General features: G+C 68.9%; 22 protein-coding genes. 17 read left to right on the top strand and 5 right to left on the bottom strand.

What is annotated here, in order from left to right; genetic code table 11:
• Positions 1–75: 75 nt before the first annotated feature.
• Entirely contained in the window at positions 76–3,030 is a 2,955-nt protein-coding gene (locus LFM09_RS35680; RefSeq protein ID WP_414101038.1) for a tetratricopeptide repeat protein, read from the top strand.
• On the opposite strand, the gene LFM09_RS35675 is transcribed toward LFM09_RS35680, so the two are convergent.
• Positions 3,017–3,454, bottom strand: a complete 438-nt coding sequence (locus LFM09_RS35675) for a hypothetical protein (protein WP_414101006.1) — start codon at positions 3,452–3,454, stop codon at positions 3,017–3,019. The two genes, LFM09_RS35680 and LFM09_RS35675, sit on opposite strands and share 14 nt — an antisense overlap.
• Before the next feature lie 152 nt (positions 3,455–3,606).
• On the opposite strand from LFM09_RS35675, the gene LFM09_RS35670 reads away from it, so the two are divergent.
• The 12 genes from LFM09_RS35670 (at position 3,607) to LFM09_RS35615 (ending at position 10,879) form a co-directional block, all read left to right on the top strand.
• Positions 3,607–4,470 carry a DUF4394 domain-containing protein gene (locus tag LFM09_RS35670; protein ID WP_414101005.1) on the top strand — a complete coding sequence of 288 codons (864 nt, stop codon included), beginning with the start codon at positions 3,607–3,609 and terminating at the stop codon, positions 4,468–4,470.
• Positions 4,471–4,557: 87 nt separating this feature from the next.
• Positions 4,558–5,418, top strand: a complete 861-nt coding sequence (locus LFM09_RS35665) for a DUF4394 domain-containing protein (RefSeq protein WP_414101004.1) — start codon at positions 4,558–4,560, stop codon at positions 5,416–5,418.
• A gap of 1 nt (position 5,419) precedes the next feature.
• On the top strand, positions 5,420–6,403 hold the full coding sequence (locus tag LFM09_RS35660; protein ID WP_414101003.1) for a methyltransferase: 984 nt from the start codon (positions 5,420–5,422) through the stop codon (positions 6,401–6,403).
• 4 nt (positions 6,404–6,407) lie between these two features.
• The gene (locus tag LFM09_RS35655) at positions 6,408–7,259 is read left to right on the top strand and encodes an aminoglycoside phosphotransferase family protein (RefSeq protein WP_414101002.1); all 852 of its coding nucleotides are present in this window, start codon (positions 6,408–6,410) and stop codon (positions 7,257–7,259) included.
• A 182-nt stretch (positions 7,260–7,441) separates the two neighbouring features.
• On the top strand, positions 7,442–7,756 hold the full coding sequence (locus LFM09_RS35650; RefSeq protein WP_414101001.1) for a gas vesicle protein: 315 nt from the start codon (positions 7,442–7,444) through the stop codon (positions 7,754–7,756).
• Positions 7,753–8,076 carry a gas vesicle protein gene (locus LFM09_RS35645; RefSeq protein WP_414101000.1) on the top strand — a complete coding sequence of 108 codons (324 nt, stop codon included), beginning with the start codon at positions 7,753–7,755 and terminating at the stop codon, positions 8,074–8,076. The genes LFM09_RS35650 and LFM09_RS35645 overlap by 4 nt, the downstream gene beginning before the upstream one ends.
• A complete protein-coding gene (locus LFM09_RS35640) occupies positions 8,073–8,756 on the top strand; it encodes a GvpL/GvpF family gas vesicle protein (RefSeq protein ID WP_414100999.1) in 684 nt (227 codons plus the stop codon). The genes LFM09_RS35645 and LFM09_RS35640 overlap by 4 nt, the downstream gene beginning before the upstream one ends.
• Positions 8,749–8,937 carry a gas vesicle protein GvpJ gene (gene gvpJ / locus LFM09_RS35635; RefSeq protein WP_414100998.1) on the top strand — a complete coding sequence of 63 codons (189 nt, stop codon included), beginning with the start codon at positions 8,749–8,751 and terminating at the stop codon, positions 8,935–8,937. The genes LFM09_RS35640 and gvpJ (LFM09_RS35635) overlap by 8 nt, the downstream gene beginning before the upstream one ends.
• Positions 8,934–9,203, top strand: coding sequence for a gas vesicle protein K (locus tag LFM09_RS35630; RefSeq protein ID WP_414100997.1), 270 nt, complete (start codon positions 8,934–8,936; stop codon positions 9,201–9,203). Before gvpJ (LFM09_RS35635) ends, LFM09_RS35630 begins: the two co-directional genes overlap by 4 nt.
• Positions 9,200–9,550: a gas vesicle protein GvpJ gene (gene gvpJ, locus LFM09_RS35625; RefSeq protein WP_414100996.1), complete on the top strand. Its 351-nt coding sequence runs from the start codon at positions 9,200–9,202 to the stop codon at positions 9,548–9,550. Before LFM09_RS35630 ends, gvpJ (LFM09_RS35625) begins: the two co-directional genes overlap by 4 nt.
• A complete protein-coding gene (locus tag LFM09_RS35620; protein WP_414100995.1) occupies positions 9,547–10,227 on the top strand; it encodes a GvpL/GvpF family gas vesicle protein in 681 nt (226 codons plus the stop codon). Before gvpJ (LFM09_RS35625) ends, LFM09_RS35620 begins: the two co-directional genes overlap by 4 nt.
• A 73-nt stretch (positions 10,228–10,300) precedes the next feature.
• Positions 10,301–10,879 carry a dihydrofolate reductase family protein gene (locus LFM09_RS35615; protein ID WP_414100994.1) on the top strand — a complete coding sequence of 193 codons (579 nt, stop codon included), beginning with the start codon at positions 10,301–10,303 and terminating at the stop codon, positions 10,877–10,879.
• Between the two features lie 51 nt (positions 10,880–10,930).
• On the opposite strand, the gene LFM09_RS35610 is transcribed toward LFM09_RS35615, so the two are convergent.
• The gene (locus LFM09_RS35610; protein WP_414100993.1) at positions 10,931–11,890 is read right to left on the bottom strand and encodes a helix-turn-helix transcriptional regulator; all 960 of its coding nucleotides are present in this window, start codon (positions 11,888–11,890) and stop codon (positions 10,931–10,933) included.
• Between the two features lie 62 nt (positions 11,891–11,952).
• On the opposite strand from LFM09_RS35610, the gene LFM09_RS35605 reads away from it, so the two are divergent.
• A complete protein-coding gene (locus LFM09_RS35605; RefSeq protein ID WP_414100992.1) occupies positions 11,953–13,095 on the top strand; it encodes an epoxide hydrolase family protein in 1,143 nt (380 codons plus the stop codon).
• A gap of 380 nt (positions 13,096–13,475) precedes the next feature.
• On the opposite strand, the gene LFM09_RS35600 is transcribed toward LFM09_RS35605, so the two are convergent.
• From LFM09_RS35600 to LFM09_RS35590, 3 genes are read right to left on the bottom strand one after another with little or no spacing between them, the layout of a single operon-like run.
• Positions 13,476–13,718, bottom strand: coding sequence for an SAM-dependent methyltransferase (locus LFM09_RS35600; RefSeq protein WP_414100991.1), 243 nt, complete (start codon positions 13,716–13,718; stop codon positions 13,476–13,478).
• Between the two features lie 17 nt (positions 13,719–13,735).
• The gene (locus LFM09_RS35595; protein ID WP_414100990.1) at positions 13,736–14,296 is read right to left on the bottom strand and encodes a hypothetical protein; all 561 of its coding nucleotides are present in this window, start codon (positions 14,294–14,296) and stop codon (positions 13,736–13,738) included.
• Between the two features lie 36 nt (positions 14,297–14,332).
• A complete protein-coding gene (locus LFM09_RS35590; protein WP_414100989.1) occupies positions 14,333–14,563 on the bottom strand; it encodes a hypothetical protein in 231 nt (76 codons plus the stop codon).
• Between the two features lie 327 nt (positions 14,564–14,890).
• Between LFM09_RS35590 and LFM09_RS35585 the strand changes: the two genes are divergently transcribed.
• From LFM09_RS35585 to LFM09_RS35575, 3 genes are all read left to right on the top strand, one after another.
• A complete protein-coding gene (locus LFM09_RS35585; protein WP_414100988.1) occupies positions 14,891–16,021 on the top strand; it encodes a GTP-binding protein in 1,131 nt (376 codons plus the stop codon).
• The gene (locus tag LFM09_RS35580; protein ID WP_414100987.1) at positions 16,021–16,833 is read left to right on the top strand and encodes a class I SAM-dependent methyltransferase; all 813 of its coding nucleotides are present in this window, start codon (positions 16,021–16,023) and stop codon (positions 16,831–16,833) included. Before LFM09_RS35585 ends, LFM09_RS35580 begins: the two co-directional genes overlap by 1 nt.
• 209 nt (positions 16,834–17,042) lie before the next feature.
• Entirely contained in the window at positions 17,043–17,375 is a 333-nt protein-coding gene (locus LFM09_RS35575) for an ArsR/SmtB family transcription factor (RefSeq protein ID WP_414100986.1), read from the top strand.

Genomic DNA, 17,375 nt, shown 5'->3' with positions numbered 1-17,375 from the left:
CAGACCGGTCGGCAGTGCGCGGAACAGTCCTTGTGAGACCCCTATGGGTGAATTAGTTTCAAGCCAGTGGCAACGATGTCTGTGCGGATCCAGGTGCTGGGTTCGACGCGGGCGTGGCACGACCGCACGGAGCTCGAACTCGGCCCACCCGGCCGGCGGGCCGTGCTGGGGTTGCTCGTGCTCGCCGAGGGTGAGTCGGTGGCCACCCACGACCTGATGGACCAGCTGTGGGGTGACAGGCCGCCGCGCAGTGCCGCGAACGTGCTGCAGACGCACGTGAAGCACCTGCGCCGGCTGTTGGAGCCCGGTCGCGGATTCCGTTCCGGCAGCGAAGTCCTGCCGTACGCCAACAGCGGCTACGCGCTGAACCCGGACGCCGTGGACATCGACCTGATGGCCTTCCACCGGCTCGTCGCGCAGGCGTCCGGTGACCAGGTCGCGGCCAGGCTCGGGGAGGCACTGGCGTTGTGGCACGGCCGGCCGCTCGCTGACCTGCCCGCGCTCGCCACGCACCCGAAAGTCGTGGCGCTGGTGGCGAAACACCGCGAGGTGCTGGCGCGGCACGCGGAGGCGATGATCGAGATCGGTGCCGCCGCGGACGTGCTTCCCGCGATCGCGGAGGCCGCTGCGGACCAGCCGCTGGACGAGGCCTCGCAGGCGCGCTTGATCCGCGCCTACCACGCCGTCGGGCGCAGGGCGATGGCCTTCCAGACCTACCACGAGGTGCGTGACCGGCTCGTGGAGGAGCTCGGCGTCGACCCCGGTGCAGAGCTGAGGGCGGCGCACGCGGCGTTGCTCCACGACAACGACGACGTCGTCGGCCCGAGTCCGCGGTCCCGGCCGGCGCTGCGGGTGCCCAGGCAGCTGCCCGCGCAGCCGCCTGGGTTCACCGGGCGGGCCTCACAGCTGTCCACATTGGACAAGCTCGGACCCTCGGGTGCGGACGGTTTGACGATCACCGCCATCTCGGGCACGGCGGGAGTGGGCAAGACGGCGCTGGCCGTGCAGTGGGCGCACCGCGTGCGGGACAGGTTCCCCGACGGGCAGCTCTACGCGATCCTGCGCGGGCATTCCAGGGGTGGGGCGGCGCCGCCGATCGAGGTGCTCGCGCAGTTCCTGTCGGCGTTGGAGGTGCCCGCCGAACGGGTTCCCGTCGACGTGGAGACGGCGGCGGCGATGTACCGGACCCTGACGACGGACCGCAGAATGCTGGTGTTGCTGGACAACGCCGCCGGTCCGGACCAGGTGCGGCCGCTGCTGCCCGCCGGTCCGGCCTGCGTTGTCGTGACTGGCCGCGACCGGATGACCGGGCTGGTCGCGCTGCACGGCGCGCGTCAGGTCACGCTCGACGTGCTCAGCCCCGAGGACTCCCTGGAGCTGCTGGCCCACGTGCTGGGGCCCGAGAGGATCCGGTCCGAACCGGTGGCGGCCGCAGAGCTGGCGAAGCTGTGTGCGCATCTCCCGCTGGCGTTGCGGATCGCGGCCGCCAACCTCGCCGATCACCCCCTTCGCGGGATCGACGACCACGTCGCGGACCTCAGGGACAGCAACCTGTTGACGGCTCTTTCGGTGCAGGGTGACGAGCACACCGCGGTGAGGACCGCGTTCGACCTCTCCTACGCGGAACTGCCGGCGGAGGCGCGGCGGCTGTTCCGGTTGCTGAGCCTCGTGCCGGGAACGGACGTCGGAACCGAGGCGGTCGCGGCGCTCGCCGGCACGGATCTCGCTGAGGCCTCACGGTTGCTGGACCGGCTCGCCGCCGCGCACCTCGTCGAACCGCACGGACCCGGCCGGTACGGCTTCCACGACCTGCTTCGCCGGTACGCCGCGGAACGAGCCGAGAGCGAGGAAGCCGACCTGGACGTAGCCCTCCATCGCTTGTACGACTGGTACCTCAGCGGGGTGGACGGCGCCGCCCGCCAGCTCTACCCGCACATGCTGCGGCTTCCGTCAAAGGGATCCCGGACGTTCGGCGGCGTCACCGAGGCGACGAACTGGCTGGACTCCGAGCTCGGCAATCTCGTCGCGGCGGTCAGGACCGGGCCGCGGCCCACGACCTGGCTGCTCGCCGACGGCCTGCGCGGCTACTTCTGGATGTGCACGCGTCAGGTGGAATGGCTGGCCGTCGCGGAAGCGGCCGTGCGCAGCGCCGAAGAGGCGGGCGGGCCACGGGAACGCGCGGCCTCCCGGCTCAGCCTCGCCGACCTGTACTTCCGCCAGGGCAGGTATCCCGAAGCCGTCCACCACTACACCCACGCCCAACTGGCTGCGCGCCAAGCAGGGTGGGTCGAGGCGCAGGCGGCGGTGCTCGGCAACCTCGGGTGCGTCTACTGGCAGTCCGGTCGCCTCGCCGCCGCTGCGTTCCGGTTCAGTCGCTGCCTGGTGCTGAGCCGCGGCATCGGTCAGACGGCGGGGGAGGCCGTCGCGCTCGCCAACCTCGGCCTCGTGCACTGGGAGATGGGCCGGCTGGAGGAGGCCGCCGAGCACTACACCCTGGCCCTGGACCGATATCGGCAGATCGGGTCGCACTACGGCGAAGCGCTCAACCTCGGCAACCTCGGCCAGACGCAACGCGCGCGCGGACAGCACGCCGAAGCGGTCGACCTGCTCACCCGTGCGATCTCCCTGCACCACGAGGCAGGCAACCGCAGCGGTGAGGCCCTGGCGCACAGCTGGCTGGCCGCGACGTTCCTCGACCTGGACCGCGGCGCGGAGGCACTCGACCACGCGCGCACCGGTCTCGCGCTGGCACAGGAGACCGGTGATCCGCGACCGGAGGTGGAAGCGCTCGCCGTGCTGGCCGCTGTCGACGTCCGGCGCGGACACCGGGCGGAGGCGGTTCGCCGCTACCGTCAGGCGCTCGACCTGGTCCGCAGCACCGGTGACCGCTACCCGGAGATCGAGATCCTGATCGGCCTGGCGACGGTCACCGCGGACGTGGAGCCGGCGAGGCAGGCGCTCGCACTGGCCGAACGCGCGGGTTACCGTGCGCTGCAAGAACAAGCGGCCGCCGTGCTCACTCCACGATGACGTCGCCGATGCCCTTGCGCAGGACGCTGCTGGTGCCGTTCGGCCACACCGTGATGGTGCCCCACGGATTCGCGATCCCGTCCGTGCCGTCACCGTTCTTGCACGAGAACTCGGCCATGTTGAACGCGTTCCACGCGCCGCTGCCGTCCAGCACCGGGGTTTGCGACTCCTCGGCGTTGGCCACCCAGACGCACGCGTCGCCGTTCTCCTCGTGTGTGACGTGCGGGGTGATAGCGGTGATCTTGCCTCCTTCCACGCACCACGAGACCCGGTAGGTGTAAGACCACCGGCCGGGACTGTCGAGCTGCACCGGTGCCGACGTCAGCACCGGGGTCGAACACGTCGTCTCGTCCGTCGCGCTCGCGGTGCCTGTGGTGAGCCCGGCGATGATCAGCGCCGCGCATCCCAGGACTGTGAACCTCATCGTTTTCCCCCTCGAACTCTGCTTCTCCCATCTGATACCTGTCGAAGGACCTCCGCAAGATGCTTGCGCAGTAAGTCCATTCGACGTCCATTCGACGTCCAGTCCTGCTGAATAGCTTGTGCCACAACGTTTCCTACAGGGGAGTGGGATTGATGAAGGCACAGCTCAAGAGGGGTGTCGCCGCTGCGGCGGTGTCGGTGTCGGTGCTGGCCGCGGTGGTCAGCGGCGGCGGGAGCAGTACCGCGCAGCCGAGCGGGTTGCGGGCGTTCGGGATCTCGTCCGACGGCACGTTGATGGCCACGTTCACGACGGATCGGCCGCAGGTGCTGGACTGGGTGCGGCAGATCCAGGGTTTCTCGGGTGACACGGCGGCGATCGGATTGGACTTCCGGGTCCAGGACGGCCTGATGTACCTGGTGGGCAACAAAGGCGGCATCTACACGGTGAAGCTCCCGACCCCGCCCGCCACCGACCCGGTGATCACGAAGGTCTCCCAGCTCACGATCGCGCTGTACGGCACGAACTTCGGCGTCGACTTCAACCCCGCCGCCGACCGGCTCCGCGTGACCAGCGACAACGGCCAGAACCTCCGGCACGACCTCAACACGCACACCACCGTCGCCGACACGACGCTGTCCACCCCGCCGACGCCGGGAGCGACCAAGGGCGTCACCGCGGCCGCGTACACCAACAACGACCTGAACCCCGGCACCGCCACCACGTTGTTCGACATCGGGACCGGGACCGACCAGGTGCTGATCCAGTCGCCTGCCAACAACGGCACCCTGGCGCCGACCGGCAGCCTGACCGTCGACGCGGCGGCCAACGCCGGCTTCGACATCTTCAGCACCCTGAGCGGCGGCAAGGCGGTCTCCGCGGCAGGGTTCGCCACCCTCGTCACGCCCGACGGCAGCACGTCGCTCTACAGCGTCAACCTGCTCAACGGCACGGCCACCCACATCGGCAGGTTCCCGCTGTCGATCACCGACCTGGCCATCTCGCTCAGCGGCAGCTGAAGCGCTCTCACCACGGCCGTCCAGTCGACGTCCAGTCCCGCCGAATAGCTTGTGCCGCAACGTGTTTCCTACGGGGAGTGGGGCTCGATGAAGGTACAGGCGAAGAGGGGCGTCGCCGCGGCGGCCGTGGTGGTGTCGGTGCTGGCCGCCGTGGTCGGGGGCGGCGGGAGCAGCGCCGCGCAGCCGACCGGGTTGCGGGCGTTCGGCATCTCGTCCGACGGCACGTTGATGGCCACGTTCACGACGGACAAGCCCCAGCAGCTCGACTGGGTGCGGGAGATCCTGGGTTTCTCGGGTGACACGACGGCGATCGGCCTGGACTTCCGGGTCCAGAACGGCCTGATGTACCTGGTGGGCAACAACGGCGGCATCTACACCGTCAAAACCCCGCCGCAGGTCGCGGACGTGGTCGTCACGAAGGTCTCGCAGCTCACGGTCCCCTTGTACGGCACGAACTTCGGTGTCGACTTCAACCCGGCGGTCGACCGTCTCCGCGTCACCAGCGACACCGGCCAGAACCTGCGGCACAACCTCGCCGACCACACCACGACCGAGGACGCCGTCCTCTCCACTCCGCCCGCACTGGGCCCGACCAGGGGCGTGACCGCGGCCGCGTACACGAACAACGACCTGAACGCGGACACCGCGACTACGTTGTTCGACATCGGCACCGGCACCGACGAGGTGCTGATCCAGTCGCCGGCCAACAACGGCCTGCTGACCGCCACCGGCAAGCTCACCGTGGACGCGGCGGCCAACGCGGGCTTCGACATCTACAGCACGCTCAGCGGCGGCAAGGCGGTCTCCTCGGCCGGGTTCGCCACGCTCCTCGCCGCGAACGGCAGCGCCACGCTCTACAGCGTCAACCTGCTCAACGGCACCGCGACCAGCATCGGCAGGTTCCCGGTGCCGATCGCGGACCTGGCGATCACGCTGACCGGCAGCTGACATGGACCGCCGGCCGACCGCGTTCGAGACCATGCACCCGCTGTTCGTGCACCTGCACGCCGGACACCTGCTGCGCACCGCCCTCGAACTGCGGCTGCCCGATCTGGTGGGGGAGCAGCCCGCTCCGGCCGCCGAGATCGCCCTTGCGGCCGGTGCTGATCCGGGCCTCACCGCCCGCCTGTTCCGCGCGTTGTCCGGGCTCGGCGTCTTCCTACGAGTCGGCCCGGACACCTACGCGCACAACGACCTTTCCCTGCTGTTGCGGTCTGGTAGTGGCGACGCCACCGCCGCGATCGTCAACGCGTTCCTGAAGCCCGAGTGGATGTGGCAGGTGTGGGCTGGGCTCACGGACGCCGTGCGGTCCGGCGCCTGCCCGTTCCCCTCGGTGCACGGCAACGACTTCTTCGGCTTCCTCGGCGACTCACCGCAGGTCGCCGAGGACTTCGGCCGGGCGATGACCCTGTCCCTGGCCGCTGCCGACCCGGTGGTGGCCTCGACCCTCGACCTCGGCGGCGTTCGGCACCTCGTCGACATCGGCGGGGGCCAGGGAGCCCTGTTGCGCTCGGTGCTGCACCGCCATCCCGGCCTGCGCGGCACGCTGTTCGACATCCCCGCCGCCCTTGCCGATGTCGACCCGGAACTGGGGTGCGAGATCGTTGCCGGGGACGCACGCGAGTCGGTGCCCGCCGCGGACGCTTATTTGTTCCGGCTGGTCCTGCACAACTGGGATGACGAAACGTGCGTGCAGATGTTGTCGCGCTGCGCCGAGGCGGGGAACGCCGGTGCGCGGGTGTTCGTGGTGGAGGCGTTGCGGACCGACGATCTTTTCGTGTCACTGATGGATCTGCAGATGTTCTTGTTGCTCGGGGGCAAGGAACGCGACGAGGATGAGTTCGCGGCGTTGTTCTCGCGGGCCGGTCTGCGTTATCGGGGCGCGCGGGCGACGGCGAGTGCTTTCCACGTCGTCGAAGCGTCCCTGGAGTGATCGAATGCGGGCCGATGTGTCGCTTGTGGACGAACTGGTCCGCACGCAGTTCCCGCACTGGCGCGGCCTGCCCATCACCCAGCTGAAACACGGCGGCACGGACCACGCGATCTTCCGCCTGGGCGACGAGCTCGCGGTCCGTCTTCCGCTCATCGAATGGGCCAAGGACCAGGCTGAACGCGACTTCGTCACGCTGCCGCGCCTCGCCGCGCACCTCCCGGTGGCGGTTCCGGAACCGCTTGAGCTGGGCGAGCCCACCGAGAACTACCCCTACCGCTGGTCAGTTGTCCGTTGGCTCAGCGGCAGCCTCGCCGCGGTCGACGAGGTCGACGAGAACACCGCGATCCGGCTGGCCGAGGTGATCCAGGCGTTGCACGAGGTCGACACGGCCGGGGAGCCGTGGACGACCTACTGCGGCCGGCTCGACCAGTCCGACAGCGATGGGCGGGTGCGTTCGGCGATCGCTTTGCTGGGCGGCGATCCGAGGTTGCCGGCGTTGTGGCAGGACGTGCTCGCCGCGCCGCGCTGGGAAGGGCCGGGCCGGTGGCTGCACGCTGATCTGCACCAGGGCAATCTGCTGTTCACCGATGGCGAGCTGACCGGTGTGATCGACTGGGGTTGCGCTGGGGTCGGTGATCCGGCCGGCGACCTCATGGCGGCGTGGATGTACCTCGATGAACGCGGTCGCAAAGCGTTCAAACGGGAGCTGAATTTCGACGACGCGACCTGGCTGCGCGCGCAGGGCTGGGCGCTGGAACTCGCGGTGGAGGAATTGCCCCATTATCGCGAGCACAACCCGTTCCTCGCGAGAATTGCGGACCACACTCTGGCGCAATTGGCGCAATCTTTTTACTGACCTCATGTGTCCACTGTGGACGTTTGAGGGTGCTGGGTTGGCTTGAGGTGCAAGGCAAGGCGCCGTTCAGTCTCCGGCGGGTTGCGACGGCTGGTCCAGCGTTCGACGTGTTCGACTGCTGTCCGTGAAGATGTGAATTCTTTCCGTGAGAACGCATTCGCATTACGCGCCGCCGTGCCCCTATGGTGAGGAGGGTGGCTGACGAATCAAATGAGAGTTCGCCATCCGGAAAACGTGAGAAGGTCTCGGCAGCATTCGCCATTCGAGCTGCAACGGAGCAGTTCGGTGCTCTGATCGGACGGGCGCCGGAAGCCGTGTCGGGGATACGCGCACTGCCGGACGGCGGCTGGTCCGTGCTGATCGATGTGCTCGAACTCGAACGCGTGCCTGCGACGACCAGCGTCATGGCCACCTATCGCGTCGACCTCGACGCGGCAGGTGAGCTGTGCGGCTGCGAGCGCCTGCGCAGGTACACCCGTGGCACGACCGACATGTGACGGGACGGTTCCAGGTGGACAACAGGCCCAGTTCGCTCGCCGACACGTTGGAACGCGTGCTGGACAAGGGAGTGGTGATCGTCGGTGACATCGCCGTCAGCGTGGTGGACATCGAGCTGCTCACGTTGCGGGTGCGGTTGTTCATCGCGTCCGCCCAGACAGCCCGCGAGATGGGCATCGACTGGTGGGAGAACGACCCGTTCTTCGCGCCGAGGGCCGTGGAGAGCGCGGCCTCGGTGAAGGAGCTGGCCAAGGAGAACGCCGAGCTGCGGGACCGTCTCGCGGTGCTGGAGCGGGCGTTGGAGGAGAAACGACCATGAGCCTCGGCCTGTACGCCTACGCGATCACCCGTGATCGACCGATCGACCTGGCCGGGCCGCACCTGATCGGCCACCGGGGCCTGGCGCTCGTCGTCGCCGAGGTCGAGGTCGAGCGGTTCACCGGGCTTGAACTCGACGAACCCACCGAGGACAGCCCACTGGCCGTGCTGGCCCGCTACCACGACGCCGTGGTGCGCACCGTGTTCCAGCGCGAACCGGTGCTACCGCTGCGGTTCGGCACCGTGCTCGACGGCGTCGACGCCGCCGTGCGGCTGCTCAGCGCGCGCCACGAGGAGGCGCGGGCCTGGTTGGACCGGGTGGGCGGCCGACGGGAATGGGGTGTCCGGGTGCGCGCCGCCGAACGTGCGCCGGTGAACCTGGATGCCTTGTCGGGCACCGCATACCTGACCCAGCGTCGTGAACGGCTCGCCGCCGCCGATGCCGTCCGGCGCGGTGCCGCGGCCGTGCACGAGGCGTTGGTCCGGCGGTCGGCCGAGAACGCCTGCCGCGAGCTCGGGGGCGACCTGCTGCTGGAAGCGGCGTACCTGGTCGACGCGGAGTCCGAAGAGGACTTTCACGCCGACGCCCACCGGCTGACCGGGGAACTGGGGCTGTCGGTGGAGATCACCGGACCGTGGCCGCCGTACTCGTTCACGAGGGTGGAGTTCGCCGATGCCTGAGCACAGGGTCGTTGAGCACAGGGCCGCCGAGCACAGCGCCGCGAGCTTGGTCGACCTGCTCGACCGGGTGGTGCACCGGGGTGCCGTCGTGCGGGGCGACGTGGTGATCACGTTGGCGGGCATCGAGTTGATCCGGCTGGACCTGAGGTTGTTGCTGATCGGCGTCGGCGGCGACAGGTGACCGCGCAGGACGCGGGCCGCGGACTCGGCCGGATCGTCGTGGCCGTGCTGGAGATCGTGTGCGAGCTGCTCGAGCGTCAGGCGCTGCGCCGGGTGGACGCGGGCACCCTCACCGCCGAGGAGATCGAGAACCTCGGCCAAGCGCTGATCTCGTTGCAACGCCAGTTCGCTGCGCTGCGCGAAGCACTAGGAGAACCGGACACGTCCGGCGTCCGGCTCCCCGTCGACATCACGAACCTGGTGGACGAAATGAGGGCATCACGATGACCGCTCCTGCGTTGCCGAACTCCGGCGGCCTCGCCGACGTGCTGAACGTCCTGCTGGACAAGGGACTCGTGATCGACGCGTCGGTGCGGGTCTCGTTGATCGGCATCGAGATCCTGACCATCGACATCAAGGTCGTGATCGCCAGCGTCGACACCTACATCCGCTACCTGGAAGCGATGCACCGCCTCGACCTGACCCGCCGCGGCCTCCCCGCACCCTCGGTCTCGCAAGGCATCGCCGGCACCTACGGCCTGCTGGCCTCCGCCGTTCCCGCCATGGTCACCCCGGCGGTCGTCACCCCGGCACCGGTCCAGGTCGCCGCCCCGGTGGAGGAGTCCCAGCAGTGAGCCTGCGTCTGCACGCCGTGGTGCGGGCGGGCCGCTGGCTGCCCGTCGGCTCACCGTTCCGCCTGGTCGAGCTGGAGGACCTCGCGGTGGTCGTCAGCGACCGGCGAGACGACGGATCGTTGGCAGCACAGGAAGTGATCGACGACCTGGCCGGCCTGTGCGAACTGCTGCCAGGCGGCCCGGTACTGCCCCTGCGCATCGGCACCACCGCCGCCGACGAAGCCGCCGCCCGCACCGCCGTGCTCGCGCTGACCCCGTCGTCGCTGCGCCGGCACCTCGACAACCTCGACGGCGTGGCGGAGATGCACGTGCGCCTGGTGTTCGACCAAGACACCGCGTTGCGCGCCGTCTACGACACGGGCGCGTACACGGGCCGCGGCGCGGACGTCATCGCACAGGGCGAACTGATCGCCCGCGGAATCGTTGCGTGGCGCCGAAACCAGGCCGACGCCCTGCTGGCGCCGGTGTCCGCGGCGGCCCGCGCGGTGGCTGTGCTCGAAGCGCCGGAACACACCGAGGAACTCCGCGCGTACCTGTTGCCTCTGGACCAGGTCGAGGCGGTGCGCGCGGTGGTGGCGGCGATGGAGGGCGTCACGGCGACGTGCACGGGTCCACTGCCCGCGTTCCACTTTCTTGATCTGGCACCACGAGAGTCCACGTCCCGCTGGGGCTGGTAGCGAACCGTGACTGAAGCGGCACCACCCTGGCGTCCGGCGATGAGTTGCCGGACGCCCGTTGGTCTACCTGCGCATGGGACACGTCATTGTGCACAAGAGCATCTCGCTGGACGGCTACGTCACCGGCCCGAACGTCTCGATGGAGAACCCGATGGGTGAGGGCGGCGAGGCGCTGCACTCGTGGATGTTCGGCTCGCCCGCACCTCTCGACCGGGAGATCGTCGCCTGGGTGACGACGTCGGCGGGCGCGGTTGTGTGCGGCCGCCGCACGTTCGACCTCGGCCTGCCTCACTGGGAGGACACGCCCTACCCGGTGCCGACCTTCGTGCTCACCCGCACCGAACGGCCACCGCTGCCTGCTCGGTCGGCTTCCTTCACGTTCGTCGGCGATGTGGCCGCCGCTGTGAGGCAGGCGGTGGAAGCGGCTGGCGACCGGGACGTGATCGTGATGGGTGCTGAGACCAGCAAGGCGGTCATGCTGGCGGGGCTGCTCGACCACGTGCAGCTCAACGTCGTGCCGCTGCTGCTCGGTGGTGGCGCTCGCTTGTTCGACGGCGTGTCCGTGCCATTGGAGCAGGAGTTCTCGATGTCGTCGCCGGCAGTCACACACGTGCGGTACCGGTTGGCGGGACAGCGACAAGCCGGATCCTGACCGGCCGTCCTCGTCGAGGTCGATCGGTCCGACATGGCTGATGGCCGAGACTCACGTGGATGCGCCACCCGCGGCGCGGCGGAACCTCGTCGCGAGGCGGTCGAACGCCACCGCGAGCTCGTCTCCGTCGATCACCTCGATGTCGACGTCGAGCTGTGCCATCCACAGCGCGAGCCGGTCCGGGTCGTCGGAACCCACCTCGACATGGCAGGTGGACTCGTCGACCGCCATGATGTCGACCGGGATGTGGATCTTCGCGGCGACCTTGGCGGCGGGAGCGTGCACCAGTACCCGGGCGCGGTACTTCCAGGCCCCCTTGCTGACGCGTGCGACGACGTACTCGACGACGCTGTCATCCGGGATCACGCGCGGCCGGAACCGCGCACCCGTCGGTGCGTGCGGGACCATGCGGTCGACACGGAAGACCCGCCAGTCGTCACGGTCGAGATCCCACGCGAGCAGGTACCAGAGCGCTCCCCAGCTCACCAGCCGCTGTGGTTCGGTGTGGCGCGCCTCTTCGTCGCCCCCGGGCTTCGTGTATCCGAACCGGAGCCGTTCGTGGCCGCGAATCGCGGCGGCGACCGCGCCGAGAACCGAGGGATCGAGCGGCGGCCCAGCTCCTGGAACAACGCTCATCGCCTCGCGCACTGCCTCCACGCGTCGGCGCAGACGCGAGGGCAGCACCTGCTCCAGCTTCGCGAGCGCGGTGAGGGAGGTCTCTTCGACTCCGAGCCTTCGGGTAGCGACCGCACCCAGTCCCACCGCGACGGCGACGGCCTCGTCGTCGTCGAGCAGCAGTGGGGGCATCGCCGTGCCGGCGGCCAGCCGGTACCCGCCCGCGACGCCGGGGCGCGCGTCGACGGGATACCCGAGCGACCGCAGCTTGCCGATGTCGGTGCGCACGGTCCTCGGGCTCACATCGAGCCGGGCGGCGAGCTCGGTGCTCGTCCAGTCGCGCTTGAGCTGGAGCAACGACAGCAGTTCGAGCAGACGGGCCGAGGTCTCCAACATGTCTCGATCATTCCAGCAATTGCGGAAGCAATCCTGCCGCATTACCTGGAAACGTCGAGGTCATGGACGAGAACAACGCACTCACGCCGTTCCGCATCGACATCCCGCAGGCGGACCTCGACGACCTGCGCGACCGGCTGGCACACACGCGCTGGCCGATCCCCGTGCCGGGCCGAGACGATCGCACCGACTTCAGTCGCGGCATCCCGCTGGTGTACCTGAAGGAGCTCGCCGAGTACTGGCGCGACGGATTCGACTGGCGTGCGCAGGAGGAGAAGCTCAACGAGCACGAACAGTTCACGACAGCCGTCAACGGCCAGACGTTCCACGTCGTCCACGCTCGATCGGCGAACCCGGAGGCCATCCCGCTGATCCTGAACCACGGCTGGCCGGGATCGTTCGTGGAGTACCAGCGACTCATTCCGCTGCTGACCGACGAGTTCCACGTGGTCGTCCCGTCCCTGCCCGGCTTCGGGTTCTCCACCCCGCTGTCCGGGACCGGCTGGGAAATGGCGCGGACGACCGATGCCTACGCCGAGATCATGACGCGTCTCGGCTACGAGAGGTTCGCAGCCCACGGCACCGACATCGGTTCGGGCACCACCGGTCGCCTCGCGGCGATCTACCCGGAGCGCGTCATCGGCACGCACATCGGCTGCGACCCCCGGTTGCTCGGGTTGCTCGGCGACAAGTTCCCCTTCCCCGAAGGCCTGTCCGATGACGAGATCGCCCAGATCGAGGCGGTGCGCACCGAGGATGCGGCCGATCACGGGTATCTCCTGATGCAGGACCACCGTCCCGACACGATCGGCGCGGCGCTCACCGACTCGCCGGTCGGTCAGCTCGCGTGGATCGCCGAGAAGTTCAAGACCAGGACCAGCGGCGACTGTCGGACGCCGGACGAGTCGGTCGACCGCGACCAGCTCCTCACGAACATCAGCCTGTACTGGTTCACCCGCAGTGGCGCGTCGAGCGCGCAGTTCTACTACGAGTCCGAGCACTCCGGACTCGACTTGGTCATGGCCTCCGGCGTGCCGTCCGGATGGGCCGTGTTCGACACCCACCCGCTCGTGCGCCGCGCGATGGACCCGTGGAAAGCGATCGGCCACTGGAGCGAGTTCACCGAGGGTGGTCACTTCCCCGCAATGGAGGAGCCTGAGCTGCTCGCGGGCGACATCCGCATCTTCTTCCGCGGCCTTTCCTGACCAACGCAGATGCCGGGCGGGGTGCTGTCATCAGGTCCGCTGATAGTCAACTCTGCACGCCGTTAGCTCGTTTGGGTGCACTCCTGCTCGGCTGCAAATTGAAGATGGCAAGGTGATTGCATGCCGCCAGGATCTGGGTGCGAATTGTGCGATGGGACAGGCACCATGACCTGGCAGCAGCCTGTCGCCAATCCTCACGGCGGTTGGTCGCTCAACCAGATCGATCATCCGTGCGTCAACGGTTGCTCGGGTTGGTGGCAGCTTCCCGCCGCGGAGAGCGGCGACATCGTGGACCCTCGCAGTGGGATCTGCGCGGCTGGCAACGTTGCGCAGGCGAACCAGCAGCTGCGCACGGACTGGTCCATGGCGCCTCGTCCGAGTCAACGTCCACTGACCGAACCGCCGGGCGACATCGCGTCGAGGTAGGAGTGGATGACGCCGTTCGGGTCGCCGGTGGCCGGCACGAAGTGCGGCACCGCGAACATCAGCGCGGCGATCGGCTGCGAGAAGTCCGGCAGCCCGAGGGTTTCCGGGTCGGTGAGCCGTGCGGGCGAGGACGCCTCGGCGGCGGGCGGGACGCGTGGCGACTGTTCGGCCTGGCCCCGGTGTGATGGCCGGGGCAAGGCGATGTCTGCCGGATTTACCAGCGGTGTGCGACGTCGATCACCAGACGTGCGTTCGCACCCGGTCCGGTGAGCGTGAAGACCCGGAACGGCAAGCGGGCACGGACTCCCAGCCCGAACTGCGTCTGCCCTTCGAACGTGCCGAGGAACGCGACCTGCCGGAAGGTCGTGAAGCCGGCGACGTTGACCGCCTGCATCGGGTTTGCCGGGCTGTAGGTCGGGTTGTAGTGCACGTCGTGCGCCGCCGAGCCGACTCTCACGTCGAGGAACGCGCCTCCCGCCAGTGGGACGGGGAACCCGCTGCCCTGCTGGTGCACGGTTGGCACGTACGAGACGTGGTACCACTCCGGGGCCGGGCCGCCCGTCATGTCGACCACGAGCCGGTCGTAGCAGTCGTGCCGGCCGGCGCGCACGTTGTCGATGGTTGCCGTCGTGTGTGCGTAGCTGGGCCCCGCTTTGGGCAGTGAGCCCCAGGTGATGCCGCAGTACGGTGCTGCGGCGGACGTGGACGGCGCGAGCAGCCCGGTCGTGGTCAGCAGCGCCACCAGTGCGGCGATGCGTCTCAGGATCTTTCCCATGTGGCTCGTCTCCCTTTGAGCTCCACCCCCTCACTTCTAGTGACGCGCATCACAGTCCAGGGTTGCCGGGCCTGTTCTGGTGTCGCTCCCATGTCGAGTTGTTTCGCGCTGGGCGTAGGTACTGCTGCCCGACGGCTGTCCGGCGCAATTCGTGGTGGAGATCGACGAGGCGTTCGCCTCGACGGGATCGCCAGGGGAGTGGACTGGTGCGCGAATCTCGGCCCGCGCCACATCGAGGCCGTCGGCGGCCGGCAGGTGCTCGGTCACGCGGACATCTTCTACGGGGCGAATGCGGCTACATGTGCCATCGGAGCCCTGCACTGGAGAACGTCTGCGATGGGTGGGACGACAGTGAGGCCGTGCGGCCGGCGCAGCGGTTGCTGGAGTGTCCAGTGCCTTCATCGTTCTGGACGGGTCAACGGGTGCTGGTCGTCGAAGCAGGCGAGCTGTACCTGATCGATGCGGGCCTGAAGGGGGGTGCATCGGGGCCGTGAGTGAGGATCTCCTGTCCCAACTCGACGGTCTAGCCGCTGAACTCGCGGTCGTCGAACTCTGACGATCCCGCGCGGTGATGAAGATGATTATCATGTGCATATGACTCGAACGCCCGTCACCGTGCTGTCCGGTTTTCTCGGCTCCGGAAAGACCACGTTGCTCAACCACGTCCTCGCCAACCGGGAGGGACGACGCGTCGCGGTGATCGTCAACGACATGAGCGAGATCAACATCGACGCCGCGCTCGTCGCGGGTCAAGGCAGCCTGGACCGCACGGAGGAGCGGCTGGTCGAACTGACCAACGGCTGCATCTGCTGCACGCTGCGGGAGGACCTGCTCGACAGCGTCGGTGAGCTGGCGCGGTCGGGCCGGTTCGACACGATCCTGATCGAGTCCACCGGGATCTCGGAGCCGATGCCGGTGGCCGCGACCTTCGACTGGACGTTCGAGGACGGCACGAGCCTGTCCGATCACGCCCTGCTGGACACGATGGTGACCGTTGTGGACGCGGCCGGGTTCCTGCGCGAGCTGGCCACCGGTGATCAGCTGGCCGACCGCGACCTGGCTGCTGCGGAGGAGGACGAGCGCACGATCGCGGATCTGCTGGTCGACCAGGTCGAGTTCGCCGACCTGCTCGTGGTGAACAAGACCGACCTGGTCACGACCGAGCAGCTGGCGCGGCTCGACGCCGTGCTGCGCAGGCTGAACCCGGCTGCCCGGTTGCTGCACACCAGCCACGGCGTCGTCGACCTGGCCGAGGTGCTCGACACCGGCCGCTACGACCCGATCACCGCCGCTCAAGCTCCTGGCTGGGCCCAGGAACTGGCGGGCGGGCACACCCCGGAGACCGAGGAGTACGGCATCCGCTCGGTCGCGTTTCGCGCGTCGCGGCCGTTCCACCCCGCCCGGCTGATGGCGGCGCTGTCCGATTGGGACGGTGTGTTGCGCAGCAAGGGTTTCTGTCACATCGCCACGCGGCCGGACGTGCTCGCGGTGTGGTCCCAGGCTGGTCCGAACCTCACACTGGAACCAGGACAGCTGCTGGACTCCCCGCAGGCCAGGCAGGAACTCGTCTTCATCGGCGTCGGTCTCGACCTCGACGAACCACGCCGCCGCCTGGAGCCTGCGTTGCTCACAGACGAGGAGTTCACGGCCGGCCCGGTGCTCTGGCGCACGCTGGAGGACCCGCTGCCGGAATGGGATCTCACCGACCTGCACGAGCACGCCTGATGACCGGCCCGTCGACCGCGGATCCCGCTGCGGCCGAGGCGGTGTTCGCGCCGGCCGAGCAGGCACTCCTGGACGCGTTGCCGGTCGCCGGCGTGGTCGCTGACGTCGGACCGGGATCCGGGACCAGCACGGTGCGGCTGGCCGAACGCGCCGGCTGCGTCTACGCGGTGGACAACGACGAGGCGATGCTCGCGATGGTGCGCGAACGCGCCGAGCGAGCCGGAGTGGGCGATCGCGTGCGCACGGTGCTCCACAATCTCGACGACGGGCCGGTACCACTGCCGGAACCCGTGTCGCTGATCTGGTCCGGCGCCTGCGTGCACCACGCCTTGTCGTGGCAGGAAGCCGTGTCCGGGCTCGCGGGGCTCCTGGCTCCCGGTGGTGTGCTCGCACTCGGCGAGGGCGGTCTGCCGGCGCGGTGCCTGCCGTGGGACGTCGGCGTGGGCAGGCCTGGACTGGAAGCTCGGCTGGACGCCGCGCACAACGAGTGGTTCACGGCGTGGTTCGACAGCAGGCCCGGGGTCGTGCGCGAGGTGCGCGGATGGCCGGGCCTGTTGCGGTCGGCCGGGCTCGAGCAGGTCACCAGCCGCAGCACGCTGCTGGACCTTCCCGCCCCGCTCGCCGCGGCTGTGCAAGAGGTGGTGCTCGCGGAGCTTGCCGCACGAGTCGGACGAGCCCAGGCGTTCCTGGCGAAGGACGATCGCGCCGCGTGGAACAGTTTGCTCGACCGCACTTCGCCGATGTGGCTGGGCAACTGCGAAGACCTCGCGCTGCTCACCGCGAGAACAGTCCACATTGGAACGAAGCCGTGAGGTCGCGAGGAAGCGCGACTCAGGACCGGCGGATGGCCTCGTCAGGCGGGTGGAGGTCGCTGGAACAGCGGGCGGTTCGGCTCCCGGTCCACTGAGTGGGTGGCCCGCGCACCAGAGATCACGTGCCCCTTCGGCTGGCCGACGCACGGAGGCGTGCCAGGTGGGTATATCTACTTGTGTGTATATATGGCACGGTGTATGTTCGTGGCATGGTCAGCTACGTGCAACAGCGAATGACGGCGATCGCGGAGCCGAACCGGTTCCGGATCGTCGAGTTGCTCAAGGGCGGCCCGCGGTCGGTGGGGGAGATCGTCGGCGCGCTGGAGCTCGGCCAGCCGCAGGTGTCTCGGCACCTGCGGCTTCTCGCCGAGGCGGGCGTGGTCGAGGCGACCAAGAAGGCCCAGCAGCGGATCTACCGGTTGCACCCCGAAGCGATGCGTGAGCTGAGCGACTGGGCAGCCGGATTCGCCGAGCTGTGGTCGGCCCGGATGGACCGCCTCGATGCCTTCCTCGACGACGACACGAACCAGCAGGGAGTGTGA

The sequence above is a fragment of the Lentzea alba genome (assembly GCF_047445655.1).
Taxonomy (GTDB): Bacteria; Actinomycetota; Actinomycetes; order Mycobacteriales; family Pseudonocardiaceae; genus Lentzea; species Lentzea alba_A.
The sequence above is the reverse complement of the archived record's forward strand: the minus strand, read 5'-3'. Positions and strand labels throughout refer to the sequence as shown.